We start from the raw sequence: 23,756 nt of genomic DNA on the forward strand, positions 1-23,756 counted from the left end.
CGACTCGCTCCTGCTGGGACTGTTGCTGTTGAACGTGAAGTGGCCGAAGCGCTGGAAGAAGAACAGCTAGTAGCCCTTAGGCCGTCGGCGCCAGCTCGGCAGCCGGCACGACGACGACGCCAGTCGCCGTCGAGTCCGGGTTCAGCATCCAGCCGACCCGTTTGGCGGTATTGAGCACCACAACACTTTCGACGAGCTCGATTCCGGGAATCCGCAGCTGGAGCGCCTGTTCTGCATTCATGACGTCCGCCAGGGAATGCAGCCACATCAGGATCACGAAGTTGGTGCGGCCCGTGGTGGACGCGCTGAGCCGGATGTTCCGGAAGCTGCGCAGCTCGGCAGCGGCGGTCTCATGCTGGCCGGGAGGCACGTTGGCGAACCACTGGCAGGTCACCGGATATCCCGAGTATTTTTGCGCAATTTCGCACCGGAAAGAGAGCACCTGGCTCGCCAGCACACGGTTCAGCTGCCGTTGGACCGTGGCCGGGCTGCGTCCCAGGGCGCGGGCAATGTCCGCGGCTGCCGCCCGCCCATCCCTTGCCAGGAACGGGATCAGGTCCAGGTGGCTCCGGGGCAGCGGCGCACCCTGGTTTCCGGCGGGCGCCGGACCAGCGGCCTCGGGACCCGCCAGCGCCTGAAGCGCGGTCTTCTGCGACTTGTCCAGGACGTTCAGCCGCCACGCGTAGCCGCCGGCGTGCAGTCGGGTGCACAGCGACGTTTGGTATTTAGTGAGGCCAGGGATCTCCCGGAACTGTGGCATCACCTTGTCGCTGAAGTGGGACAGGGTGGGCGTGATGACCGTCAGCATGAGGTCACGGTTGCTGGCAGCCTCCTCCACCGTGACCACTTCAGGGATGGCCGCAAGCGCGGCCGTGACGTCGCCGCGCAGCTTCATCTCGCAGTCCACCTCCACGAGCGCCAGGCACATCTGCTTCGGATCTCCCATCAGATGAGCCGTACTCCAGGCGGCTCCGGAGGCCTTGAGCCGGTCCCAGCGGGCAGCCAGGGTGGTGGCGTGGGCACCCAGGATACGGGCGGCATCCGACCAGCTGATCCGCGGCGCGATCTGCAACGCGTTGATGAGCTGGAGGTCTTCCTCACTGAGTTCCACTGGACCTGCCCCCTGGATGCATCATTTCTGTTCCACCGATCATACTTCTGCATTTTTCCAGCCATTTCCCGATGTGTGACTCCAGTCACTCCACAATGGGTGGGTACTTACCAATCGTTCGGGAAGAGGGAACATATGACGGTCACCGCCGATGCCAGGGAACTGCACAGCCACATCACCCGGCTGCGCCACGAGCTGCACCAGGAACCGGAGATCGGCCTTCACCTCCCCCGCACCCAGGAGAAAGTCCTCAAAGCCCTCGACGGACTGCCGTACGAAATCACCCTCGGCGAGAGCACGACGTCGGTCACCGCGGTGCTGCGGGGCGGTGCGCCGCACACTTCGGCCGACAAGCCCGTTGTCCTGCTGCGCGCGGACATGGACGGCCTCCCGGTCCAGGAGCGCACCGGCGTCGACTACTCCTCCAGGGTCGACGGCGCCATGCACGCCTGCGGCCACGATCTCCACACCTCGATGCTGGCCGGGGCCGCCACCCTGCTGGCCGAACGCCGTGAGCACCTGGCCGGCGACGTCGTCCTGATGTTCCAGCCTGGCGAGGAGGGTTACGACGGCGCCGGGCACATGATCCGCGAGGGGGTTCTGGATGCCGCGGGCCGGCGTGCGGACGCCGCCTACGGCATGCACGTCTTCTCCTCCCTGGAACCGCACGGCCAGTTCGCGACCAAGGCGGGCGTGATGCTGAGCGCCTCGGACGGGCTGTTCGTCACGATCCTCGGCGCGGGCGGCCACGGCTCAGCCCCGCACGCGGCCAAGGACCCCGTCACCGCCGCCGCCGAGATGGTGACCGCGCTGCAGGTCATGATCACGCGGCAGTTCAACATGTTCGATCCCGTAGTCCTGACCGTCGGCGTCCTGCACGCCGGAACCACACGCAGCGTCATCCCCGAATCAGCGCGCATCGAAGCGACCGTCCGCACGTTCTCCCACGCCTCCCGCGAACGGATGATGTCCGCCGTCCCCACCCTCCTGAAGGGCATCGCCCACGCCCACGGCCTGGAGGTCGACGTCGAATACCGCGGGGAATATCCGCTGAGCATCACGGACGAAAACGAAACCCTCACCGCGGAGAAAACCATCCAGGACCTGTTCGGAGATTCCAGGCTGACCCGTTGGGCCACCCCCCTGAGCGGATCCGAGGACTTCTCCAGGGTGATGGAAGAAGTGCCCGGGACATTCATCGGGCTCAGCGCCGTCGCCCCGGAGGCGGACCACACCGCCACCGCGTTCAACCACTCCCCCTACGCCGCGTTCGACGACGGCGTCCTCGCCGACGGTGCCGCGCTCTACGCGGAGCTCGCCATTGCCCGCATCGCAGCGCTGGCCGCCGGCAACCCCATTTCGCTCGCTTCCTAGCCCTACTACTCCGGAGACATCATGACCACCATCGCTAACCCGCAGCCCGCCACCCGGGCGGCCACGCGGAAGACCCTCCTCGGTACGGGCATCGGGAACGCCGTCGAATGGTACGACTGGGCCATTTACGCCACGTTCACGCCCTTCATCGCCAGCCAGCTGTTCAGCAAAGCGGATCCCGCCTCGGCGGTGCTGGCAACGCTGGCGATCTTCGCCGTAGGTTTCGTGGCCCGGCCGGTAGGTGGATTCCTGTTCGGCTGGATCGGCGACCGCATGGGCCGCAAGACCTCCATGACGCTCGCCGTCGGCCTCGCCTCGCTGGGCAGCCTCATGATCGGCGTCGCGCCGTCCTTCGCCAGCGTCGGAGTCTGGGCGTCCCTGACGCTCCTGGTGGCCCGTCTCATCCAGGGCCTGGCCCACGGCGGCGAGCTGCCGTCGTCGCAGACGTATCTCTCCGAAGTGGCCCCGAAAGAGAAGCGCGGCCTGTGGGCCACCTTGATCTACACCTCGGGCACGGTGGGAATCCTGGCCGGTACGCTGCTGGGCGCCATCCTCAACATGACCCTGAGCGCCGGCGCCATGAACACCTGGGGCTGGCGCGTTCCCTTCCTGGTCGGCGCCGTCCTGGGCCTGTACGCCTTGATCATGCGCTCCAAGCTGCACGAGACCGCAGCCTTCGAGGGCGAGACGGCCTCCGAGAAGCGCGCCCCGATCTGGCCGCAGATCCTGAAGCACCGCAAGCAGGCCCTCCAGGTCATCGGGCTGACGGTTGGCCTCACGGTGATCTACTACATCTGGGGCGTCGTGGCACCGAGCTACGCTGCCACCGTTCTGAAGATCGACCGCGGTGAAACCCTCTGGGCCAGCGTGGTCGCTAACATCGTGTTCATTGTTGCCCTGCCCTTTTGGGGCAAACTCTCCGACCGGATCGGTCGCAAGAAGGTGCTCTGGGCCGGAGCCACCGGGAGCGCCGTCATGCACTTCCCGATGACGTGGCTGCTGAAGGATTCGGCCTGGCAGCTCGCCGTGGGCATGTCCGTCATGCTGATCTTCATCGCCGCCAGCGCCGCGATCGTTCCGGCCGTCTACGCGGAGCTGTTTCCCACCAGCATCCGGACAATCGGCGTCGGTGTCCCGTATTCCATCTGCGTGGCAGTGTTCGGCGGGACCGCCCCGTACCTGCAGACCTGGCTCGGCACCATCGGACTAGCCAACGTGTTCAACGTGTATGCCGTCACGCTCCTGCTCGTCAGCGCGCTGTTCGTCTTCACCATTCCGGAGACCAAGGGCAAGGACCTGACGCACTAGAAGAATCCGGCGCATAATGAAGCCCCCGGCACCGCCAACCCAGGGAAGGATCCCCCAAATGTCAGATTCTGAACTCTCAGCCTTGCGGGAACAAGCCGCCCGCGGTGACCTCGATGCCGTCGCGGAACTGATTGAACGTGCCGGGGAGCGGGGAGATTTTGAAGAACTGCGTCGTCTCGCCGACGCCGGCAGCCGCGACGCAGCGGACCAGCTCGTGGAGCTCGCCTCAGAGAAGGGCGACCTGGACGAGCTCCGTCGTCTCGCCGACGCCGGCAGCCGGGACGCAGCTGAGGTTCTGGACGAACTCAGCGAGGAAAGCCCGCCGGGAGAGGACAACTAGCAGGCCCGGATAGCGCGGCCGCTTCAGGCCCGGGGGGACCAAATGCCGGGTCCCTGCGCCGGTGCGCGGATTGGGGGTTCTTGATCGCGTCCATATCGTGCAACGCTGGTTGCATGGATCTGGAGGTGTCGCCCGCGCTCACGATTCCCGCGTCGGAACTCCGCTGGCGGTTCTCGCGTTCCTCCGGGCCAGGCGGTCAGCACGTCAACACCTCGGACAGCCGCGCCGAACTCTCGTGGAACGTCGCCGACTCCGCGGCGCTTTCGGATGACCAGCGGCTGATGCTGCTCACGCGTCTCGGACGGCGCCTGGTCGCCGGGGTGATCACCGTGACCGCCTCGGAGCGGCGCTCCCAGCTGCGCAACCGCGAGACCGCCCTGGCCAAGCTCGCCGACCTCGTGGCGGAAGGTCTTGCCCCCGAGGCTGCTCCCCGCCGGGCGACCAAACCCACCCGGGGCTCGAACCGCCGGCGCCTCGCCGCAAAGGAACAGCGTTCGGCGACGAAACGGCAACGACAGCGGCCGTCCGCCGAGTAGTACCATCCAGCCGGCCCGCAGGACCGCTCGGGTGGCGTTCACTTCCGCCGCGGCTGAGGATCGACCGCAGGCACTCAGGCACTCAGGCACTCAGGCACTTAGGCGCTTAGGCGCACGTAGGATCGGCAAATGACAACTGACGAGTGGGAACGCCGAATCGCCGCTTTCTGGACGGCGTTCGAGGCATCACCGAGCGATAACGACGGGATCGTCGACGAACTGGACGAACTCGCAGCCGTCTCGCCGGCAGGCGACGGCCGGGGAGATTTCGAACGCGCTTGTATCCGCGACTCAACCGGGCGGACTGCTGACGCCGTTCCCTTCTACAAGGCGGGGCTCGCTGCCGGGCTCGACCCCGTCAGGCAGACACGCACCTGCGTGCAGATGGCCAGCTCGCAGCGGGCGCTCGGACACGCTGACGAGGCCTTGGCGATTCTCGCGCACGCCGATCCGCATGCCTTGGGCGGGGCACCCAGCGCCGTGCGGGCCCTGGCACTCCGGGACGCCGGCCGGCACGACGAGGCGCTCCGCGTCGCGCTAGAAGCTCTCATTCCGCATCTGCCCCGGTACCAGCGCTCCATGGCGAACTACGCGAGACTTTTGACGGACAGCTAGTCCCCCGTCGACGGCGGTAGTCCCGGATGCCCGCCGGCAACCTTAGTTAATCCACTCGGTGTAGCATCGGATCTTCAGTCTGTTCCACTGGCACGGCGCTTTGCCGCGCAGGTCCTTGCCGTGCGCCGAACCCGGGTACCGGGCAGCGCCGTTGCCCCACGCGCCCGCCACACCCGGCAACCGCGTTAGTTCGTTGCTTCTGAAGGAGTTCCCGTGAGTCACCCCAACGGCCAGGCGGGTCCCCAAACCGCCGGGGACGCAAATCCCATGGCCCGCAACAGCGAAAGTCGACCCATCCCGGCAGTGGAAACTGCGTCGCGGCGGTCGGACGCGCCCAGGCCCGGGGTCGGAAAAGTCGTGGCTGTTTCGCTTCTGATCGGGCTGTTGGCCGGAACCCTGGGCCTGGCCCCATGGCTGCTCACCGGGGCACGACTGCCACTCCAGAACTTGTGGGGCACACAGGTTCTGCCCGCACAGATGCCGCTGGCACTCCTGCCGCTGAGCCAGTACGAAGCCACCACACTGGTGGCCCTCATGACCACGGGTGGAGCGGCTGCCGGTCTGGCGGTGCGGCTCTGGTCCCCCGCACGGCGGCGCCTGGCGATGTCGTGCGCAGCCGTCGGTGTGATCCTGGTGCAGGTCACGGCCGCGATTCAGGCGTTCACCGTGGTCGGCGAGGGCCTGGCGCCCGGACCGATGTCGAGTCTCTACCAGGCCGGTCTGCAGGGCGGGGTGGTTGCCGCCGTCGTCGCCGGGCTGGTGGCGCTGTTGCTCCTCGCGGCAAAATCCCGGGCACTGGCCGCCCTGGGTGTGGGTCTGGTGGCGGTGCCGTTTGTCTCTTGGGTGGCGGCCGGAGTGGCTTACGCGGCCGGCGTCGGCAACGTCCCCGTGCTGCTGACGATGCTGTGGCCCTGGTTACCGGCCGTGCTTGTGGGCGGGGCGCTGGCGTGGTGCGGGCTGCGCCCCACGGTCCGGGCACTGGTGTGGGTCGTGGACCTGGGACTGCTCTGGGTGGTCCCCGCGATGTTCACGGCCGTGCAGAGTGTCCTGGGCACGCGGGTGCTGGGAGGAGACCTGCAGGAGATGGCTGCGATGGGCAAACGGGTCTTCGCGGCTGCCCTTGGTTCCGCCGGAGGGGCCGGGCCGAAAATACTGCTGGCGCTGGCCATCGCGCTTGTCGGGGCATTCGTCCGGTTCCCGCCCCGGAAGCCAAGCGAGGCAGGGCAGAGCCGATCACGTGGCCTGAGGCAACAATTGCGACCCCAGAGCACCTGACCGACCTCAGATCCGCCTATGACCCTCGCCGAGACCTATTCGACGATGCTCCCCGATACTGGCTTTGAGGCACCTCTGGACATGGCGATGATCGACGAGTTCGCCCGCCCACCCATAGAAGTCCGCGCGGCCAGCCGGGAACGTGTCTAGACTGGCGCCATGAGGTCGAAGTGGGGGATCTTCCGCTCTGCGGTCGTGCTGATGGTTGCCGGCCTGCAGTTGGCCGCTTGCGCCAGGGCCGACGTCGTTTGCCCTGCGGTCGGGTGGGTCAGCACCGTCACCGTGCGGCTCGAAGGCGACATCACCGCCGTCGACCACGTTGAACTGTGCACCACGACCGGCTGCTCCGTCCCTGAGATGGCCTCGCCCCAGCCCGCGTCCCCGAAATCAGCGGTTCCCAGCTCACCGGACGGCCCTGCACCGTCGGTGGCGCCTTTCGTCGCCGCCCAGACGGCAGCCAATTCCTGGGTTTTCACCGTCCAGGGCCAACTGCCCGGCGAAGTGACAACCCGCGTGCTCGCCCAAGACGGCACCCTGCTCGCCCGGCAGCAATCCCGGCTGGAGTGGACCAGGGTGGGCGGCTCGGAACAATGCGGCGGTCCCATGACAGCACCGCCCATCACCCTCCAGCTCCCGGGCCAGTAACCGCGGGAACCCACCGATGAAAGGACCAGCCATGACCTTCTTCCAGGACTTCCCGGTGCCGCCCCCTCCCCCGCGCGGGCGGGCAGTGAGGTACGTCCCGCCAGTCTGGGCCGGCGCCCCGCCGTACGAGCTTCCGGCCGTCGTCCATATCGGTCAGTTCCTGCACCGGAGCCCGACAATGGTGATGGCCGTCAAGAGCGCCGATGTCTTTTCAACGGGTTGTTCGTTCGATGTGTCCTGGACCATCCGCCGGGGCGACCAGACCGATGAGGAGTGGGCGGATCTCAACGACGTGTTTTTCCGGCCCGGACCCGGCCCCCGCAGGGGCTCCGGCGCAGCGTCGATGCTCCTGTTCGGCGTGGCTTTCCCGGACGGTTCAAAGTCCAGCACCGGCGCGCACCCGCACGGACACTTCGAGGGCACCGACGAGCCTGCCCCGCCGGTCCTCCTGATGAGAAACGGAGGCGGGAGCGGAGGCGACGACGAGCTCTCCGGCTCCGGCGCACTCTGGCTCTGGCCGCTGCCACCGGCGGGCAAACTCCAGCTCGTCGCAGGGTGGAAAGACTTCGGCCTGGAAGAGTGCTCCATTTTCCTGGATGGTTCCCTGCTACGCGACGCCGCCTCCGGAGTGCAGAAATTCTGGTGACCTGCAGATTGCCCGCGGCCCCGGGCCTATGATCGGGGCTATGGGATCGCCCGGAATTTCCCGACGAAGCCTGCTGGGGCTCGGCGCCGTGGCAGCGGCGTCGATCGCGGGATGCGCCGGCGGGACCACATCCAGCCCCACCCCACCCGTAGCCATGCGCACCGGCAGCTTCACGTCACGGTTCCGCCCGCAGGAACCCACCGGCTGGTCCCTCGCCGTACCGGGCACGCCCGACGGCAGCACTTCCGGCTCCCTGCCCGTGGCCCTCTTCCTGCACGGAACAAACTCGGACCACCGCATGGTGTTCGACGACCTCGGCGGTGACCGGCTCCTGGCACGGCACGTGGCCGGCGGCGGAACGCCCTTCGCGATCGCGGCTGTGGACGGAGGCGAAACCTGGTGGCACCGCCGCGCGTCAGGCACAGACACGCAGTCCATGGTGGTGGAGGAATTCCTCCCCTTGCTGGCCGGCCAGGGGCTCGACGCCGGCAGGGTGGCAGTCTTCGGCCTGTCGATGGGCGGTTTCGGCGCCCTGCTCCTCGCCGCCCAGCACCGCCTGCCCGGTCTCCGCGCCGTGGCCGCCATGAGCCCCGCCGTCTGGAGCCTGTACGACGCCGGCCGGTCCGACAACTTTGACAGCGCCGCGGACTTTGCCGCCAACGACATCTTTGCCCTGCGGGCGGAGCTGGAGACACTGCCGAAGAGAATTGACTGTGGAACCTCCGACAACCTGCTCTTCAGCGTGCAGGACTACGTGAAGGACCTGCCTGGGGAACATTCGGGAGGATTCCAGGACGGCGGCCACGACAGCAATTACTGGCGCTCCATCCTCCCGGATGTCCTCTCGTTCCTGGGCCGGAACCTGGCCTAGACCTGGACGGCCGGGTCTAAACCTGACGCCGACCCTGGCATGTTCACTGCGGGGCGAGTGCGCCGTAGAAGTAGGACGCCGTGACGCCTCCGTCCATAAGAAAATCGCTGCCGGTGATGAACCCGCCGTCCGGGCCCATAAGGAGCGCGCCCACGGTGCCGACCTCGTCGGGAGTGCCACCCCGACCCGCCGGGGACAACTCGATCATGCGGCGGTACCCTTCCCCGCGGGGGCCGGAGAGCTCATCTCTGGCGAGCGGGGTGAAGATGATGCCGGGGCTGATTGTGTTGATCCGCGCGCCCCGCTTTCCCCAGCGAACGGCCTCGGCCATCACGCGGAGCGAATTGCCGCGCTTGGCCAGCTGGTAGGCGTGGAGGGAGTCCGTGACCTGGTCGGGCTGCAGCATCGGAAGCGCAAGGAGCTCGTCGGCCGACGTCGTTGCAAGGGCCTTATTTTCCTCGGGGCTCAGGGCAGCCAGGCGGTGCCCTGACTGCGACGCGATGACGACGCCGGCACCGCCAGGGGCGATGACGTCACCAAATTCCTCCAGCAGCACGGCGGTCCCGTATAGGTCCACGGCCAGGATGGTCGCCGGCGAGGCTTGGCTGGGCGAGACACCCGCGGCGTGGATGACACCCGTGACGTCGCCGAATGCCGCGGCTGCGTCGACCAGTGCGTGGATGGACTGCCGCGAAGACACGTCAACGGTCATCGTGCTGACCTCAAAACCGGCGTTGCTCAGCACCTCCGCCGCAGCGTCGGCGTTGCCCTGGTTCAGATCCGCCAACACCACCTGCTTGCCCGCGCTGACGCGCCGGGCGATGGCCTGGCCGATCGACCCGGCTCCCACGAGAACAATGACGTCGCTCATGATGATCTCCTGTCCTGGGGCGGCTGTGCCATACGTCACACCCTAGAAGCCTTCAACGGTGGGCGGGAGGCACTGGGAGTACCTGTATCAACAGGCCCTCCCGCGCGGGGTTCGTCTGCTGTTGTATGGATACTGACCCTGACCAGGATCAGCGGTACAGGGACCAGCCGCCCACGAAAGGAACCCCCATGGCTACATGGCTCATCACCGGATGCTCGACCGGACTCGGCCGGGCCCTCGCCCAGGCGGTGCTCGCCCACGGCCACAACGCCGTCGTCACGGCCCGGAACGTCACCACGCTGCAGGACATCGCGGCCGCTTTCCCGGACACTGCACTCGCCCTTCCCCTGGACGTTACCGACCGGGCACAGATTACCGGGGCGGTGGAGCAGGCCCGGGCGCGCTTCGGCGGCATCGACGTGCTGGTCAACAATGCCGGCTACGGCTACCGCGCCGCGGTGGAGGAAGCGGACGACGCCGACATCCGGCAGTTGTTCGACACCAACGTGTTTGGCGCCGTCGACATGATCAAAGCAGTCCTCCCGGGCATGCGCGCGAACAGGGCAGGTTCCATCCTGAATATCTCTTCCATCGGGGCACGCATCACCCCGGCCGGATCCGGATACTACTCGGCCCCCAAGGCGGCCTTGGAGGGCCTGTCCGGGTCCCTACGCAAGGAGCTGCAGCCGCTCGGCATCAACGTCACCGTCATCGAGCCCGGCGCGTTCCGGACCGACTTCGCCGGCCGCTCCCTCACCCAGTCCGCGACCGCGACCGCGATCGAGGACTACGCGGAGACGGCCGGGAAACGGCGTAAGGAGCACGACACCGTCCACGGCACCCAGCCGGGCGACCCGGCAAAGGCCGCGGAAGCGATCCTGAAAATCGTCGACGGCCCGAACCCGCCGTCGCTGCTGGTGCTGGGCCAGGACGCTTTTGACGCCTTTGCCGCTGTCGCCCAGGCGGAGCGCGCGGAACTGGACCAGTGGCGGGACCTCAGCGTCAGCACGGGCATCGAGGGCTGAGGGCCGGGCGCAGCTATGGCCTCATGCCGGCGCCAGTGCCACTATGTTGGGCATCAGACTCAATGAAATCGCTGGAGTTCCGGGCAGGAAGGTCGCACGGTCATGACCTACATCAACAACTTCGACGATGTGGGACCAGGCGACGCCGCCATGGCCGGGGGCAAGGGCGTCGGGCTGGGCGGCCTCGTCCAGGCCGGGCTCCCGGTCCCGCCGGGGTTTGTGCTGAACACCGCCGCCTATGCGGATTTTGTGGACGGCAACCACCTTCAGGCCGGCATTAATGAGCTGGCCGCGCTGCCGCCGCAGGCGGCGCCCCGGGACTACGAGGATGCCTCCCGGAGGATCCGTGCCCTGTTCACCGCCGGCACCATGCCGGGCGGGATCAGAGCAGAACTCGGCGCTGCCTACGGGCTTCTCGGCACCGGCGACACGGCCGTGGCGGTGCGCTCCTCCGCCACGGCCGAGGACCTTCCATCGGCCAGTTTCGCCGGGCAGCAGGAAACCTACCTGAACGTCGTCGGGGTGGAAGCCCTCGGCGGGGCCGTCAGGGATTGCTGGGCGTCCCTCTGGACGGCGCGGGCCATGGCCTACCGGGCCCGTGAAGGCATCGGACCGGACACGGTGCGCCTCGCGGTGGTGGTCCAGCGGATGATCGAGGCCGAGTCGGCCGGGGTGATGTTCACCGCCAATCCGGCCAACGGGCGCCGCGACCAGCTCGTGATCAGTGCCGCGTGGGGCCTGGGCGAGTCGGTGGTTAGCGGAACTGTCACCACCGATGACGTCGTCGTCGAAGCGGGGACGGGCCGTGTGCTCTCGCGCCGGACCGCGGACAAGGACATCATGACCGTCTATGCGGACCACGGCACGCGGGAGCAGCCGGTGCCCAAGGACCGCCGTCGTCAGCCCGTCCTGGATGACCAGGCGGTGGCCAGGCTGGCCCGCTATGGAACACGGATCGCGGCTCACTTCGGGGTGCCGCAGGACATCGAGTGGGCCCGGGCCGGTGGGGAGTTCTTCATCCTGCAATCACGGCCCGTCACTGCCCTGCCTGCACCGGCGGCTGACACCCCGGATACCTGGCCGGTGCCCTACCCGAAGGGACTCTACTTCCGGGCGAGCATCGTGGAACAGATGCCTGACCCGCTCTCGCCCTTGTTCGCCGACCTCATTGACGGCTCGGTGTCCCGGTCGCTGCGGGCGTTGCTGTCCGAGGCCGTCGGCAAAAATGTCATCCACGAGGACGACGTCGGGCTGCCCACCATCAACGGCTACGCCTATTACTACTACCGCAACGCGGCAATGTGGCGGGTGATGGGCAAGTCCCTGGCCGCGGTGCGCGCCCTGGTCCGCGGCCAGGCGCACATGGGCGTGGGCGGCTGGCGGGAATTTTCGCACCCCCGCTACGAAAAGGTGATCAAGGAATGGTCGGCGAAGCCCATCGGGGAGCTCTCCGGAGCGGAACTGCTGGAAGGCGTGCAGGCGCTGCTGGACGCCGGCACCGTGTACTACACGGCCGTCCAGTCAGTCATTCCGATCGCCGCGACCAGCGAAATCTCCTTCCGGACGTATTACGAGAAGTTCGTGCGGCGCGACGGAGATCCCCCCGCCCAGACATTCCTCCTGGGCTACGACAGTGAACCCATCAGGGCCGAGAAATCGCTGTACGACCTCGCCCTCTGGGCCCGGGGAGTTCCGGGGCTGGCCGCGGCGATTCTCAAGGACCCCACAGCTGTGCTTGTCCAGTCGCAGCGCACCGGGCTCGCCGCTGCCGGGATGGACCCGGCCCCCTGGAAGGAGTGGCATCCCCGATTCCAGGACCACCTCAACCGGTTCGGCCATGCGGTCTACAACCTGGACTTCGCCAGCCCGGTGCCGGCAGACGACCCCTCGCAGCTGCTGGAGACTGTGAAGTTCTACCTCCGGGGGCAGGGCAACGACCCGCACGAGCGGCAACGGCTGTCGGCCGCCCGCCGGGAGGATCAAACCAGCCAAATCATCGCCCGGCTCGGGCCGCGACGCCGGGCCGCATTCCTCCGGCTGCTCCGGTGGGCACAGCACGCCGCCCCGATCCGCGAGGATGCCCTCGCCGACGTCGGCCTCGCCTGGCCGATGCTCCGGCGGATGCTGCTCGAACTCGGACAACGTCTGGTTGACTCCGCCGTCATTTCCGGGCCCGCCGACGTGTTCTGGCTGCGCCACCTGGAGCTGCGCAGCGCCGTCGAGTTTGGCCTCGCCGGGCCGGGCGCGCCGGCGGCCGTGGCGATCACCGGAGCAGACCGCCCCGTCCGCGCCGACGCCGTCGAGAAACGGAGGATGCTGTGGCGGGGACAGGCCAAGGCCGCCACCCCGCAACTGCTCCCGGAGAGCCGGTGGATGGAACGGGCCTTCGGGTCAATGATGCCGGGGCGACCCCAGGACCAGACCGGCGACGTCATCAAAGGTGCCGGGGCCAGCTCGGGCCAGGTCAGTGCCCCGGCCCGCGTCCTGAGGGGACCCGAGGATTTCGCCCGGATGGTGCCCGGAGACGTGCTGGTGGCCCGCATCACCACTCCGGCGTGGACCTCGCTGTTCGCGATGGCCTCCGCCGTTGTTACCGACGTCGGCGGGCCCTTGAGCCACAGTTCTATCGTGGCCCGGGAGTACGGCATCCCGGCCGTGCTCGGTACCGGCGTTGCCACCCAGCGGATTGCGAGCGGCCAGCAGATCCGCGTCGACGGCGACGCCGGCACCGTCACGATCGGGCATCCGGCCGCTACGCAGGGTCAGTGAGTTGGAGGATCCATGGACGGCTATGCCGAACTACGGGCGTTCCGCGCCACACACCCGTACCAGTCACTGACGGTCGACGGCGTCGAATGGAAGTACGTTTCGGGACCCGCCGCGACAGAGGCGGCAGCCGCCGGGGTGCCTGAGGAAGCCGGACCGGCACTTCTCGTCCTGGGCGGCGGCTTCTCGTTCGGCGATTCCGCGTTCCGCACAATCACCGCTTTCGAACGGCGCTTCCGCGTCATCTCCCCTTCTTATCCCTCGGTGCGGACAATGGCCGAACTTCTGGCCGGGGTCGCGGCCATACTCGACGCCGAGGGAATCCGGTCCGCGAGTGTGTTCGGACATTCCCTTGGCGCCGGCGTCGCGCACGCCTTTTCCCGCCAGTATCCGCAGCGGGTGGACAAGCTCGTCTTGTCCGGGTTCGGTCTCTATACCCGGGGGCACACGCGCCTGGTGGGCGCCTTTGTGCGTCTCTTCTCGGTGCTGCCCAAGGCCGCCCTCGCCCGTTTCTACCGGCCGAGGATCGCGCGCCTTCTCGCGGGGGCGGAAGACGACGAGCGTGCGTTTCTCAGCGCCTACACGGAGGACCTCTTCGCCGCACACACGAGGGAATCGGCCCTGGCGCGCCTGGCCGTGCTCCTGGACCTGGCGGCACATCCGGACCGGTACGCCACCACGTCCCCCTTCGAGCGTCCGGAGGACGTGCTGTTGATCGCCGCCTCCGACGACCGCGGCTTCACGCCGCGCGAACGCGAGGCCCTGCTGGCCGCCTATCCCGGCGCCCGGACCTACGTGTTCGGCAAGGGCGGGCACTGGGCGGCGGCCACCCACCCGGCCGAATACGCCGACGTCGTCGGACGCTTCCTCGACGGCCGGCCTTTATCCGCGGGGCGGGGCGAAAACCCTGCCGTCCCGCCGGAGCATCCGTTCCCCGAACGCGGCCGGGACGACCGGGAGCCAGGGCCGTCCGTGACGCTGGACGCCAGGCTCGGGGCTTTCCGTGCCAGCCACCGGTACCGGACGCTCGACGTCGACGGCGCGCGCTGGCGCTACCTTGCCGGCGGCACGGGTGAGCAGACGGTGCTTCTGCCCTCCGGTGGGACCAGGATGCCGGACATGTACCTGCTGCTGATCGAAGCGCTGGAGCGGGACTTCCGCGTCCTGGCACCGGCCTATCCTGCTGGCGCCGGCATCGCCGGGCTCGCGGACGGGATGGCGGCGATCCTCGACGCCGAGGGCGTCGCGCAGGCGGATGTGCTGGGCTCCTCCTTCGGCGGTTTTGTGGCCCAGACCTTCGCCCGCAGGCATCCCCAACATGTGCGGCGCCTCGCTCGCGAATACCGGGAGTCCCGCCGCGGCCCCGCTCCCTTTGCTCCCGTTCCTGATCCGCTTCCTTGCCGTCCTTCCACAAAACGTTGTGCGTTCGCTGACCGGCTGGAACCTGCGCCGCTGGTTTGTCCCGGGCTCTCAGGACGACGCGGTGTTCTGGGACAGGCTGCTTTCGGACATCCTCAGCCGGCTGGGCAAGGAGGATCTGCTGTCCGCCCTGCGGGAGATGCACGAGTTCGCGCATCTCCCGGCCTTAGCGGGAGCGGGGGCGCCCACGTCCACGACCCCGCCGACGCCGGTGCTGCTGATCGAATCGGAGCGGGACGAAGTGTTCCCACCCCAGGCACGTGCGGCTCTCCGCGCCCTCTATCCCGCGGCGGAGGTCCGACTCTTCGCCGGCGCGGGCCACGGAGTGATGGCAACGCGGTCCGCGGAGTACATCGATGCCGTGCGGGAATTCCTGCGCAGACCGTGGCCCGGACCGCATCTTGAACCAAAATGAGGTCGGCGCCAAAGTCAGAGCCCAACGTCGAGGAGGGTGTGCATGGAGAAACCAACGCTGTCGTCCGAGGCCATTGATCCCGGGCCTTTCTTCCACGGCACGAAGGCTGACCTGAAGCCGGGGGACCTGCTGGAACCCGGCCATAGCTCGAATTTCGGGCAGCGCAAGAGGGCGAACTACATCTACCTGACCGCAACCCTGGATGCGGCTACGTGGGGAGCGGAACTCGGGGACGGACAGGGACCAGGCAGAATCTACCGGGTGGAGCCCACCGGCCCCTTTGAGGATGACCCCAATCTGACGGACAAGAAGTTCCCGGGCAACCCAACGAGGTCCTACCGCACCGAAGCGCCGCTGCGAGTAGTTGACGAGGTCTTTGGTTGGCAGCCGCACTCCCCCGAGGTGCTCCAGAACATGCGGAACCACCTTGAAGAACTTAAGCGGCTTGGCATCGAGGCCATCAACTGAACTCCGGCGCTGCGTCAGTCAAAGATCTTGCTGGAGCCCAACGACGACGTCGCAGTCGACGGCCAAGGGTGCCTGTCATCCTGATGGGACCTTGGCCTCTGGGAGCGCGGTACGGGAATTGACGCGTTTGTCATCGAGCCCGGGCACACGCCGATCGTGTTCGCCGGATGCGAGTTTGTGGCCTTCACCCCAACCGAGGAGGCGAAGCAGCAAAGCGCGGTGATGATGCCCAACATCATGAAGTTCGCCGAAGAGCAAGGAATCGAACTGCCAGGGCAGCAGACATAGGTCCTAGGCGGAAGTAAACGTAGTCCCGCCCGTCCTATTCCGCGCCCGGCAGCGCCCGCCGCTGCGGCCACAGGGTCACCGACTCCAATGCGGAGAGCGCCCGCGCCATGGCCTGGGCCTCCGCCGTGAACAGGTGCCCGTGGACCCTCTGGCTGCACAGCCGCAGCGCCTGGCCGCGGTCCAGGCCGAACCAGTCCATCACGGTGTCGATGCCGTGCGGGCTGAGCCGCCAGGTTTTGTCCGCGTCCTTGACGATCGCGTCCTCGACCGAGATGGCTTCCCGGCGGGAATCGTGGCCGTCGATGATGTCCAGGATGGCCGGGACTTTCCCGGCGTCGTACGCTGCATCGGCGAGGATCCCGGCGGCGAGCCGGGCGCCTTCCTTCTCGTGCAGCAGCACCAGATCCGGCCGGCCGCCGCCGGGCGCGATCGCCTGCAGGACCTCCGCGGGCGGCACCTGCGACCAGCCGATGTCGTGCAGCATGATCGCAGGGAGGACGACGGCGGCATCCGCCTCGGGGTGCGCCTCGAGCAGGGCCACGGCCAGCCCGAAGGCGTAGAGCGTGTGGGCGTCGTTGTCGCGGACTTTCAGGTACGGCGCCGCCCGGTCCCAGATGGCGGCGAGGTCCGGGTCCAGGGTGATGACGCCGTCGGGCTCCGCCTCGATCCCTCCGGCGATGTCCAGGCTGGAAAGGTTGGCTTCGGGCTGCAGTTTGGTCATCCCGCCAGCGTGCCCGCCCACCGGGCCCGCGGGCAAGGACCACCTTCCGCCCAGCGGAACAAGAAGGGCCCGGCCGGTTCGATCCGGCCGGGCCCATTCCTGTGTGGAGCTACACCAGGGTGGAGGTGTCGATCACGAAGCGGTACCGCACGTCGGAGGCGAGCACGCGCTCGTAGGCCTCGTTGATCTTGTCGGCCGGGATGACCTCGATCTCGGCGCCGAGGTGGTGCTCGGCGCAGAAGTCGAGCATTTCCTGCGTCTGGCGGATGCCGCCGATCATGGAACCGGCGAAGGAGCGGCGTCCGGCGATCAGGGCGAACGCGTTCACGGGCAGCGGTTCGGCCGGGGCGCCGACGTTCACGAGGGCGCCGTCGAGGGTCAGCAGCTGCAGGTAGGAGCTGATGTCGATCGAGGCGCTGACCGTGTTGATGATCAGGTCGAAGCTGCCGGTGAGGTCGGCGAAGGTGTTCTCGTCGCTCGTGGCGAAGTAGTGGTCCGCGCCGAGGCGCAGGCCGTCTTCCTGCTTCTTGAGCGACTGCGAGAGGACGGTGACCTCGGCGCCCATGGCGTGGGCGATCTTGACGGCCATGTGGCCCAGGCCGCCGAGTCCGACGACGGCGACCTTCTTGCCGGGGCCGGCGTTCCAGTGGCGCAGCGGCGAATAGGTGGTGATGCCGGCGCACAGCAGGGGTGCGGCGACGTCGAGCTCGATGCCCTCGGGGATGGTGACGACGAAGTCCTCGGTCACAACGACGTGGGTGGAGTAGCCGCCCTGGGTGACGGTGCCGTCGCGGTCCACGGCGCCGTAGGTGCCGGTGTTGCCCTTGAGGCAGTACTGCTCCTCTCCGGCCTGGCAGTTGACGCATTCGCGGCACGAGTTGACCATGCAGCCGACGCCGACGCGGTCGCCCACCTTGTGTTTGGTGACGGCAGAGCCGACTTCGGTGACGATGCCGGCGATTTCGTGGCCCGGTGCCAGCAGGTAGGACTGCGGTCCCCAGTCGCCGCGGACGGTGTGGATGTCCGAGTGGCAGATGCCGGCGAACTTGATGTCAATCAGGACGTCGTGCGCGCCGACGTCGCGGCGTTCGATGGTGGTGGGGACGAGGGGTTCCGTCGCAGAGGTGGCGGCGTAAGCATTAACGGTAAGCATGGATCTCCTGCTTGTGGGGTTCTGGGGGGTGCCCCGGCGTTCGGCACCGGTCAGGTGCGGCCTTTCGGCCCGGACGTCATCGGGGGCACTCTCCATCAAACACCATTCGGCTTCCGGTGAGGGAGGCACTGCTGGTAGGGGTACTGGCAGGGCCTCCCTTGCGGCGCCGCACCCTCTAACGTTGAAGGCATGGACAATCAGAGCGAGACCCGGGACTTCCTTTCCACCCGGCGGGCGAAAATCACGCCCGAACAGGCGGGACTGCCGGTCTACGGCGGCAACCGCCGCGTCCCCGGACTGCGGCGCGGCGAGGTTGCCATGCTGGCCGGTGTCAGTGTCGAGTATTACACCCGACTGGAACGCGGCAACCTCTCCGGAGTCTCCGAGGGCGTGCTGGAATCGCTGGCAAGGGCGCTGCAGTTGGACGAGGCGGAGCAAGCGCACCTGTTCGACCTGGCCCGAGCCGCGAGCAGCAGCCGAAAGCCCCAGCGCCGCCGCGCCACTTCCCAGCCGGTCCGTGCTGGCGTGCAACTGATGCTTGACGCGATCACCAACGCCCCGGCGTTCGTGCGCAACGGGCGCCTGGACATCCACGCCGCCAACCAGCTCGGCTACGCACTGTATTCCGAGATGTACGCCAGCCCCGTCCGGCCGGCCAACCACGCCCGGTTCATCTTCCTGGACAACCGTTCCTACGGGTTTTACCCGGACTGGGACCGCGCCGCGAATGACACGGTCGCCATCCTGCGCACCGAGGCCGGCCGCGACCCGTATGACCGCGGCCTGACCGACCTCGTCGGGGAACTCTCCACCCGCAGCGAGGAATTCCGCACCCGGTGGGCCGCCCACAACGTCCGCCAGCACTACACCGGGATCAAGCACCTCCGGCACCCTGTGGTCGGCGACCTGCACCCGATGTATGAGTCCCTGGAGCTCTCCGCCGATGCCGGGCTGTCGCTACTTGTTTATACCGCCGAGCCCGGCTCGACCACCGAGGACGCCCTGCGGCTGCTGGCCAGCTGGGCCGCGACGCAGGGGGCCGCTCAGGAACCGCTGACGCAAGGCTAACGGGGCCCGGCTAGGTGCCGGCCACGATGCGGCCAATGATCAGGCGCATGATCTCGTTGCTGCCTTCGAGGATCTGGTGGACCCGCAGGTCCCGGGCGATCTTCTCCAGTCCGTACTCGGAAAGGTAGCCGTAGCCCCCGTGGAGCTGGATGGCGCTGTTGGCGACGTTGAAGCCGGCATCCGTGGCGACCCTCTTAGCCATGGCGCAGAGCTTGACGGCGTCGGGCGCGCCGCGGTCCAGCGCGTCCGCTGCCCGCCAGAGCAACGTCCGGGCGGTCACTAGCTCGGTTTCCATGTCGGCCAACTGGAACAGCAGGGATTGCTGGTTGATCAGCGGACCGCCGAACGCCTCGCGTTCCTTGAGGTAGGCCACCGACTTGTCCAGAGCAGTCTGGCCGCCGCCCAGGGAGCAGGCGCCCATGTTGATGCGGCCTCCGTTGAGCCCCTTCATCGCGATCCCAAAACCGCTGCCTTCCTCGCCGAGGCGGTTGGCAGTCGGAACCCGGACATTGTCGAAAATAACCTGGCGGGTCGGCTGGGCGTTCCACCCCATCTTTTTCTCGTTCGGACCGAACGACAGGCCCGGGGTGTCCGCCGGGACAACGATGGCGGTGATGCCGCGGTTTCCGGTGTCGGCGGTGCGGGCCATCACGATGTAGTAGCTCGATGACCCGGCCCCGGAGATAAACTGCTTGACGCCGTTCAGCACGTACTCTTCGCCGTCGCGCGCTGCCCTGGTGCTCAGCGCGGCAGCGTCGGAGCCGGCGCCGGGCTCGGTAAGGCAGTAGCTGCCCAGCGCTTCCATGGAGGCAAGTTGCGGCACCCACTGGGCGCGCTGCTCATCGTTGCCGAACGAGTCGATCATCCAGACCACCATGTTGTGGATGGAGATGTAGGCGGCAATGGTCGGATCGGCCTTGGCCAGTTCCTCGAAGATCAGCACCGCATCGCTGCGTGTGAGCCCGGACCCGCCGAACTGCTCCTGCACATAGATGCCGCCCATACCCAGGGCGCCGGCTTCTCGCAGCACGTCCACTGGAAAGTGTTTGGTCTCGTCCCATTTCGCGGCGTTGGGGGCCAGGGCCTCGTTGGCGAAGTCCCGCACCATCGCAACCAGCGACTGCTGGTCCTCGTTGAGTTCAAACATACCCAGTCCTCCGAAGCATAGATTTTGACTCAATGTAGTACGACGGGCCAATAATTACTAGGACTTCCTACTATGTAATCTCCACGACAAGAGCGCCCGGGCCAACTACCCGCGATAGCCGGCGGGCCGTGAGACTGCACATATTGGTTGACTTTCAAGTATTAGTGCCAAGCTATATGCATACGCATATACATGCGCAGCGCGGAACACCGACACAACGGTGACCGCAAAATCGCACACAGATTGGACTGACCCATGCAGCTCGCGAACAAGGTCGCATTCATCACCGGCGGCGGATCGGGGCTCGGCCTCGCCACCGCAAAGACCTTCATCGCAGAAGGTGCGAAGGTCATGATCTTCGACTTCAACCCCAAGTCGCAGGAGGTCGCCGACGAGATCGGCGGGAAGTTTTTCCAGGGCGACGTCTCGAAGGCCGAGAGCGCGGAAGCCGCCGTCGCAAAAACGGTCGAGGAATTCGGCAGCCTTGACATCGCCGTCGCCTCGGCGGGCGTCGGCGGCGAGGGCGACGTCGTCACCTCGACCGTCGAAAACTGGGAGCGCACCAACGGCATCGACTACTCGAGAGTGTTCTACACCAACAAGTACGCCATCGAGCAGCTCCTCAAACAGGGCAACGGCGGCGTCGTCGTCAACCTCGCTTCGATGTTCGGCCTCGTGGCCATCTCAAACAACATCGCATACTCGGCCTCGAAGGGCGGCGTCGTGAACATGACCCGCGCCGCCGGGACGATGTACGCGAAGGAGGGCATCCGCGTAAACGCGGTGGCCCCGGGCGTCATCCGTACCCCGCTCATCGACGAGCCGACCCTCGAACAGTATGCAAAGCTGCACCCGGCCGGCCGCGTGGGCGAGGCACAGGAAGTCGCCGACCTCATCACCTTTCTCGCGAGCGACAAGGCGAAGTTCATCACCGGCGCGACCATTCCGATCGACGGCGGCTATACCGCCGTCTCATACGAAAGTAAGGATGGTCAGGCTGCGTTGGCGGCGGTGATGGTGACGTTGAATCCGAGGCTCTTGAGTTTCTTGATGGCGTTGTTCTTGGCTTTGATCGGGTCCAGGCGGGTGAAGTGATCGGCGCCGGGGTCGGCGTAGCATTCGCCGTCGGCGAGCATGTGCCAGACGGCGGTGAGGATGGAGTGTTCGACGGCCACGGTGGCTTTCATGGGTCCGCGGCGGGTAGCGACGCGCCAGTATTTTGCGGCCAGGTAGGTGTCCTTGCTCCGGGAAGCGGACAGGGCCGCGATGCCCAGGGCGCCTTTGAGGTATTTGTTGCCGGGCAGGATGTGGGCTGACTTGATCCGTCCGGCGGATTCGTTGGCGCCGGGACAGACGCCGGTCCAGGAAGCGAGCCGGCCGGGTGTTTCGAAGCGGGACATGTCCGCGCCGGTTTCGGCGATGATCACGTCGGCGACTTTGAGTGAGACTCCGGGGATGGTGGCCAGGAATTCCCTGGCGGCACGAAAGGGCTCCATCGCTTCCTCGATCCGTCCGGTGAGCGCGTCGATGATGCGGGACTGGGTATCGATCTGGTCCAGATGCAACCGGGCCATGAACGCGTGATGGCTTCTGAAGCGGCCGGTGAGGGCCTCCACGAGCTCGGGGATTCTTGAGCGGAGGGTGCCTTTGGCGAGGCCTGCGAGGACCTCCGGGTCGCGTTCACCGCTGACGAGGGCTTCGAGCATCGCCCGGGACGAAACACCGGTGAGGTCCGAGACCACGGAGGAGAGCTTGATCCCGGAGCCTTCCAGGAACTTCTCCAGGCGCTGGATCTCGCGGGTCCGGTCACGGGTGGCAATGGCCCGGGCCCTGGTCAGGTCCCGCAGTTCACGGATCGGTTCGGGCGGGACGAACGAGGCCCGAAGCAGCCCGTGCGCGCCCAGCTGAGCGAGCCAGGCCGCGTCAGAGACATCGGTTTTGCGGCCCGGGATGTTCCTTGCGGCCTTGGCGTTGACCAGCATCACCGGCAGCGTTTCTTCGAGGAGATAGAAGAAGGGTTTCCAGTAATCGCTCGTGGCTTCCATGACGACCGTGGTGACGTGCTCGCGTTCCAGGAAGTCCCGCAGGGCAAGGATCTGGCCTGTGGTTGCGCCCCACGTTGTGACCGTGGAGGTGTAGGTTCCGGTCCGCTGCCCGGGCAGCCGGAGACAGACCTTCGCGTCGCGTTTGGAAACATCCAAACCGGCAGCCCGCTCGTGCACGATATCCATGACTGTTCCTCCTGACACCTTGACCTCGTTATGTCGGCGTCTGCCGAGGGGAGGACAGGGAAAACAGAGGAATCTAACACTCGTGCTCCAAAGGCAACAATCCACGGTTCCCGTGGAAGCCCTCCGCGCCACGCTAGCCCACAGGCTCAACCACAGCACCACAGACGGACCGGCGTCCACCGCGGCAGACACCTCCATGATCCGCCCGAAACCTCATCCGCGGCCAGAGCCCGGGGCGAGGCAACCGCATACTTTCTCCCACCACGGCGCGACAGCGACGCTGGACCGCTAATACGAAACCGACAGCATCCGAGCGCGCCCCCTCCATCCGAGGGGGCGCACCTCGTTCCCGGGCCCGCGGGCTCCCGGGTTGTCTCCTGATCATTGCCGGAACAGCCCGATAACGCTGCCGTAATGCGAATCCCAGTCAAGGAAACCCCGAACACCTGCGGAATTATCCGCCTACTCGACCTCTAACCCTTCGACCATTGCCGGGGCGATACCCAGCTACCCGTCGAATAGACAGATCCGAAGTCGTCTCTGTGTCCGCTTGGGGTACCAAAGAGGCGTCGCCAGTTAGGAGTCGCAACCACTATCCCGCGCCCGCAAACCTGAGGTCGCGGCTCGCCCGGATGTGAGGATTGGGGTCATCGGGCTGGGGAGTTTGTCATTACCGCAGCCTGTGAGTCTGCTCCTAAAGCCGATATTGGACCTTACGGAAACCTGGATCGAAGTAGTCACCGCTATGGGCATCGCTCCGACAGAGTTACAGAGTCTGGAAGCAACAGAGTCAATTATCGAACGAAAAACACCGGGATCCCGAACACCTGGAACCGAAGAAGGCACCGGAACGCTGGTTCCCTGATGTACGACTGCAGGGCTAACTGTTGAGATGCGAGTAGGGGCGGCCCCATTGGACCGCCCCTACTGCGTTGTCTCGAAATTAAGCTTCCGCTAGCGTCTGCGATCGCTCTTCTTTGCCGCCCCGCCGGGGTCTAGGGAGCCCTTGGGGAAGCTATTGGGAAGCGCGGGGCGGTTGGTCTCTACAGGGTTCGCGGCCTTGGACGATGCGGGAATCTATTCGCCAGATATCGATTCCGTCTGCCTGGTGAACCAGCACTCTGCCCGGCCCCGTTGGTCAGGTAAATCCACATTGTGAGCTGAACAAAGCTTCGGTTCCCCTGGGACTTCACCCCTCTCCGGGAAACCGTCCGCCGATCAGTCGTGTCATGTTCTCCGCTGCTGCCAGAAGCGGTTCCACCCATGCCTCGCAGGTCTCACGGGGCATCCGAAGCGTCGGGCCGCTAATTGTCACCGCACCGAGCAGGGCGGCGGCAGCATCGAAAACCGGGGCCGAAAGACCGGAAGCACCGTCTTCACGCTCACCCACCGTGATGGCGAATCCGACCACTTGGGTCTCCTTCACCGCAACTTCCAAGGGATCGCACATGATGGCGTCCATT

General features: G+C 66.8%; 24 protein-coding genes and 1 pseudogene. 18 read left to right on the forward strand and 7 right to left on the reverse strand.

The genetic code is table 11. From position 1 onward, the window contains the following. Positions 1 to 76: 76 nt before the first annotated feature. Complete coding sequence (locus GXK59_RS17055; protein ID WP_160668576.1) at positions 77 to 1,111, reverse strand: Lrp/AsnC family transcriptional regulator; 1,035 nt, start codon at positions 1,109 to 1,111, stop codon at positions 77 to 79. 135 nt (positions 1,112 to 1,246) lie between these two features. On the opposite strand from GXK59_RS17055, the gene GXK59_RS17060 reads away from it, so the two are divergent. The 10 genes from GXK59_RS17060 (at position 1,247) to GXK59_RS17100 (ending at position 8,721) form a co-directional block, all read left to right on the forward strand. Further along, complete coding sequence (locus GXK59_RS17060) at positions 1,247 to 2,485, forward strand: M20 metallopeptidase family protein (protein WP_160668577.1); 1,239 nt, start codon at positions 1,247 to 1,249, stop codon at positions 2,483 to 2,485. A gap of 21 nt (positions 2,486 to 2,506) precedes the next feature. Further along, a complete protein-coding gene (locus GXK59_RS17065; protein ID WP_160668579.1) occupies positions 2,507 to 3,793 on the forward strand; it encodes an MFS transporter in 1,287 nt (428 codons plus the stop codon). A 58-nt stretch (positions 3,794 to 3,851) separates the two neighbouring features. Continuing rightward, positions 3,852 to 4,133, forward strand: coding sequence for a hypothetical protein (locus tag GXK59_RS17070; RefSeq protein WP_160668580.1), 282 nt, complete (start codon positions 3,852 to 3,854; stop codon positions 4,131 to 4,133). 113 nt (positions 4,134 to 4,246) lie between these two features. Further along, positions 4,247 to 4,669: an alternative ribosome rescue aminoacyl-tRNA hydrolase ArfB gene (gene arfB / locus GXK59_RS17075; RefSeq protein WP_160668582.1), complete on the forward strand. Its 423-nt coding sequence runs from the start codon at positions 4,247 to 4,249 to the stop codon at positions 4,667 to 4,669. Between the two features lie 129 nt (positions 4,670 to 4,798). Further along, positions 4,799 to 5,284: a tetratricopeptide repeat protein gene (locus tag GXK59_RS17080; RefSeq protein ID WP_160668583.1), complete on the forward strand. Its 486-nt coding sequence runs from the start codon at positions 4,799 to 4,801 to the stop codon at positions 5,282 to 5,284. 357 nt (positions 5,285 to 5,641) lie between these two features. After that, positions 5,642 to 6,559, forward strand: a complete 918-nt coding sequence (locus GXK59_RS17085) for a hypothetical protein (RefSeq protein ID WP_202129154.1) — start codon at positions 5,642 to 5,644, stop codon at positions 6,557 to 6,559. An 18-nt stretch (positions 6,560 to 6,577) separates the two neighbouring features. After that, positions 6,578 to 6,709, forward strand: coding sequence for a hypothetical protein (locus tag GXK59_RS20915; protein WP_272927724.1), 132 nt, complete (start codon positions 6,578 to 6,580; stop codon positions 6,707 to 6,709). Between the two features lie 9 nt (positions 6,710 to 6,718). Next, the gene (locus tag GXK59_RS17090) at positions 6,719 to 7,204 is read left to right on the forward strand and encodes a hypothetical protein (RefSeq protein WP_160668584.1); all 486 of its coding nucleotides are present in this window, start codon (positions 6,719 to 6,721) and stop codon (positions 7,202 to 7,204) included. 31 nt (positions 7,205 to 7,235) lie between these two features. Continuing rightward, positions 7,236 to 7,850 carry a hypothetical protein gene (locus tag GXK59_RS17095; RefSeq protein ID WP_160668585.1) on the forward strand — a complete coding sequence of 205 codons (615 nt, stop codon included), beginning with the start codon at positions 7,236 to 7,238 and terminating at the stop codon, positions 7,848 to 7,850. Positions 7,851 to 7,890: 40 nt separating this feature from the next. Further along, positions 7,891 to 8,721, forward strand: coding sequence for an alpha/beta hydrolase (locus tag GXK59_RS17100; RefSeq protein WP_160668586.1), 831 nt, complete (start codon positions 7,891 to 7,893; stop codon positions 8,719 to 8,721). 43 nt (positions 8,722 to 8,764) lie between these two features. Here GXK59_RS17100 and GXK59_RS17105 read toward each other — a convergent pair whose 3' ends face one another. Further along, positions 8,765 to 9,592 (reverse strand): SDR family oxidoreductase, encoded by an 828-nt coding sequence (locus tag GXK59_RS17105; RefSeq protein WP_160668587.1) that lies wholly within the window; start codon positions 9,590 to 9,592, stop codon positions 8,765 to 8,767. Positions 9,593 to 9,780: 188 nt separating this feature from the next. On the opposite strand from GXK59_RS17105, the gene GXK59_RS17110 reads away from it, so the two are divergent. The 6 genes and pseudogenes from GXK59_RS17110 (at position 9,781) to GXK59_RS20920 (ending at position 15,973) form a co-directional block, all read left to right on the forward strand. Further along, positions 9,781 to 10,617 carry an oxidoreductase gene (locus tag GXK59_RS17110; protein WP_160668588.1) on the forward strand — a complete coding sequence of 279 codons (837 nt, stop codon included), beginning with the start codon at positions 9,781 to 9,783 and terminating at the stop codon, positions 10,615 to 10,617. Positions 10,618 to 10,719: 102 nt separating this feature from the next. Then, on the forward strand, positions 10,720 to 13,386 hold the full coding sequence (locus GXK59_RS17115) for a PEP/pyruvate-binding domain-containing protein (RefSeq protein ID WP_160668589.1): 2,667 nt from the start codon (positions 10,720 to 10,722) through the stop codon (positions 13,384 to 13,386). Between the two features lie 12 nt (positions 13,387 to 13,398). Further along, positions 13,399 to 14,226 (forward strand): annotated as a pseudogene (locus tag GXK59_RS21055) (alpha/beta fold hydrolase); the annotation flags it as partial. Between the two features lie 715 nt (positions 14,227 to 14,941). After that, positions 14,942 to 15,217 carry an alpha/beta fold hydrolase gene (locus GXK59_RS21060; protein WP_443094320.1) on the forward strand — a complete coding sequence of 92 codons (276 nt, stop codon included), beginning with the start codon at positions 14,942 to 14,944 and terminating at the stop codon, positions 15,215 to 15,217. A gap of 42 nt (positions 15,218 to 15,259) precedes the next feature. After that, complete coding sequence (gene arr, locus GXK59_RS17125) at positions 15,260 to 15,685, forward strand: NAD(+)--rifampin ADP-ribosyltransferase (protein ID WP_160668591.1); 426 nt, start codon at positions 15,260 to 15,262, stop codon at positions 15,683 to 15,685. A 156-nt stretch (positions 15,686 to 15,841) separates the two neighbouring features. Beyond that, positions 15,842 to 15,973, forward strand: a complete 132-nt coding sequence (locus GXK59_RS20920; RefSeq protein ID WP_272927725.1) for a hypothetical protein — start codon at positions 15,842 to 15,844, stop codon at positions 15,971 to 15,973. A gap of 34 nt (positions 15,974 to 16,007) precedes the next feature. On the opposite strand, the gene GXK59_RS17130 is transcribed toward GXK59_RS20920, so the two are convergent. Then, the gene (locus tag GXK59_RS17130) at positions 16,008 to 16,694 is read right to left on the reverse strand and encodes an HD domain-containing protein (protein WP_160668592.1); all 687 of its coding nucleotides are present in this window, start codon (positions 16,692 to 16,694) and stop codon (positions 16,008 to 16,010) included. 109 nt (positions 16,695 to 16,803) lie between these two features. After that, positions 16,804 to 17,847, reverse strand: a complete 1,044-nt coding sequence (locus GXK59_RS17135; RefSeq protein ID WP_160668593.1) for an NAD(P)-dependent alcohol dehydrogenase — start codon at positions 17,845 to 17,847, stop codon at positions 16,804 to 16,806. Between the two features lie 189 nt (positions 17,848 to 18,036). On the opposite strand from GXK59_RS17135, the gene GXK59_RS17140 reads away from it, so the two are divergent. After that, positions 18,037 to 18,915 (forward strand): helix-turn-helix transcriptional regulator, encoded by an 879-nt coding sequence (locus GXK59_RS17140; protein WP_160668594.1) that lies wholly within the window; start codon positions 18,037 to 18,039, stop codon positions 18,913 to 18,915. Positions 18,916 to 18,925: 10 nt separating this feature from the next. Here the strand turns inward: GXK59_RS17140 and GXK59_RS17145 are convergent, their stop codons facing one another. Beyond that, positions 18,926 to 20,062: an acyl-CoA dehydrogenase family protein gene (locus tag GXK59_RS17145; RefSeq protein WP_160668595.1), complete on the reverse strand. Its 1,137-nt coding sequence runs from the start codon at positions 20,060 to 20,062 to the stop codon at positions 18,926 to 18,928. Positions 20,063 to 20,317: 255 nt separating this feature from the next. Here GXK59_RS17145 and GXK59_RS17150 point away from each other — a divergent pair, with 255 nt between their 5' ends. Then, on the forward strand, positions 20,318 to 21,157 hold the full coding sequence (locus GXK59_RS17150; RefSeq protein ID WP_160668596.1) for an SDR family NAD(P)-dependent oxidoreductase: 840 nt from the start codon (positions 20,318 to 20,320) through the stop codon (positions 21,155 to 21,157). On the opposite strand, the gene GXK59_RS17155 is transcribed toward GXK59_RS17150, so the two are convergent. Both GXK59_RS17155 and GXK59_RS17160 read right to left on the reverse strand, forming a co-directional pair. Next, the gene (locus GXK59_RS17155) at positions 21,055 to 22,293 is read right to left on the reverse strand and encodes an IS110 family transposase (protein ID WP_160668597.1); all 1,239 of its coding nucleotides are present in this window, start codon (positions 22,291 to 22,293) and stop codon (positions 21,055 to 21,057) included. The genes GXK59_RS17150 and GXK59_RS17155 overlap by 103 nt on opposite strands. Positions 22,294 to 23,482: 1,189 nt before the next feature. After that, entirely contained in the window at positions 23,483 to 23,755 is a 273-nt protein-coding gene (locus tag GXK59_RS17160) for an IclR family transcriptional regulator domain-containing protein (RefSeq protein ID WP_237393933.1), read from the reverse strand. Position 23,756 lies beyond the last annotated feature (1 nt).

The sequence above is a fragment of the Pseudarthrobacter sp. ATCC 49987 genome, assembly GCF_009928425.1.
GTDB lineage: Bacteria > Actinomycetota > Actinomycetes > Actinomycetales > Micrococcaceae > Arthrobacter.